Below are 1,221 nucleotides of genomic sequence, written 5' to 3'. Positions count from 1 at the left end.
GGCTTAGCGACTTCATGCTGTTCGCCGGCTTGAGCTGAGCGTTTGGCCGCTTCGTTGCGTCCAGCCCTAAAAAGTATCTGAAAGCGCTGTGTTGTCAGCCGCGGTCTACCAACAAGAACTGCGGCTTACACCAAAGCTTTGGCGCTGCCCTGTCGGCGGTGGCCAAACTGACCGCCCGGCCCGGTTCGTCTCAGCTATCCTGACAAAACGCCTGCCTACTTCTCGCTGAGACGGCAAAAAGCCCGCACACACATAAAAGCTACTCCACCGTGCAGAGTTCGCGTAGCGACACCTGTTAAGCGAAGCGCTGAGGATTAACTCTTAGTTTAATAATTACTCGCTATCTCTGCCTATAGCGATGGCTCTGTCATCGTGATTACGAAAGAGCACAAAATCATCCTGAGAGAGATATTTCTAGTAACCAGTCACGTTGTCGAAGCGGATCCTATCCACCAGCCGCCGGTGAGGACCGCACACTCAAACCACACCTTCGGGAATGAAGATGTGGGAACGCTAAGAGCAGGAGAAACAAGTCAATGCGTATCGGTAAGATCTTTGGCGGCACCTTGATTATGACCAGTTTTTTCATCGGCAGCGCCGGTGCAAGCGATAACTCAGTTGCAGCACTACAGGTCGACGGCCTGTTTCAAAAAGATGGTCAGGGAATCTACGACCAAGTTTTCGCGGCCGTGGAAAAACACGCCGACGGACTAATCGAAAGCCAAACAGTCGCACCCAATCGCGCCTTCCAGGACTTCGAGTCCGGCAAAGTCGCTTGCCTTTCCCCAGCAAACACCAACACCAATTTCTATCAGTTCGGCTTTGCCACGACACAATCGAATCCGATGTCCGTTGCGAAAATCTATATCTTCACCAAAGCGGGCAGCGCTCCAGTCTCCGATCTGAATGCACTCAACGGTATGAGAGTTGGCGTCCGTTCAGGTATGCCTTATGGCGATCAGATAGAGTCTGCCGACCTCAAACTGGTCGAAGCAAGAACGATCGAGGCAAACGTGAAGAAACTCGAGGCCGGCCGCATCGATGCATTTATTGCTTACGTTCCTGATGCTTACAGTGCCTTCGAGAACATGGGTATCGATAACCTTCCCCACGCCGAAGACACGCCGGTTGCCGTTCACGAGGATGCCCTCTTGTGCCGCAACGACAAAGGCGGAGAGACGATCGTTTCGAAGTTCAATGCAGCCCTGGATGAACTTGAGA

Annotated in this window: 1 protein-coding gene; it reads left to right on the top strand. The window is 52.7% G+C overall.

What is annotated here, in order from left to right:
• Positions 1-536 precede the first annotated feature (536 nt).
• On the top strand, positions 537-1,221 hold a 685-nt coding region (locus IQ256_RS29295), incomplete at its 3' end, for an ABC transporter substrate-binding protein (RefSeq protein WP_193859193.1).

The organism is cf. Phormidesmis sp. LEGE 11477 (assembly GCF_015207105.1).
Lineage (GTDB): Bacteria > Cyanobacteriota > Cyanobacteriia > Phormidesmidales > Phormidesmidaceae > Phormidesmis.
This window is presented reverse-complemented; position numbering and strand designations above follow the sequence as displayed.